The following is a 322-nucleotide window of genomic DNA, read 5'->3' as shown; positions in this document are numbered from 1 at the left end:
GACGATGACCTGCATGGGAGCCGCAGCGAACACGCCGTCGAGGGCGTGCCGCAGGATGGACCGTCCGTCGATGCCGACGAAGGCCTTGGGCGCCCCCGCCTCGAGACGGGTGCCGGAACCGGCGGCGACGACGAAGATCGCGATGTGCGGGACGGGGAGGATGCTCACAGCTTCACGTTACCCGCGGGAACGACGAAAGGGGGGTGCCGAAGCACCTGCCTTCCGTGAAGGACGTCTCAGGTCGCGAGGAGCTCGTCGAGTAGCGCGCCTGCCTTGTCCTCGTCGATCTTCTCGGCCTGTGCCAGCTCCGAGATGAGGATCT

Annotated in this window: 1 protein-coding gene; it reads right to left on the bottom strand. The window is 67.1% G+C overall.

Annotated features, from left to right (window positions below):
* Positions 1 to 168, bottom strand: a 168-nt coding sequence (locus KVS71_RS17195; protein WP_217585124.1) for a 2-C-methyl-D-erythritol 4-phosphate cytidylyltransferase, incomplete at its 3' end; no start/stop codon positions are given.
* Positions 169 to 322: the final 154 nt, after the last annotated feature.

Source organism: Microbacterium sp. GbtcB4, assembly GCF_019091465.1.
Taxonomy (GTDB): Bacteria; Actinomycetota; Actinomycetes; order Actinomycetales; family Microbacteriaceae; genus Microbacterium; species Microbacterium paraoxydans.
Note: the sequence above shows the minus strand (reverse complement) of the source record. Positions and strands in the feature narration are given on the sequence as shown.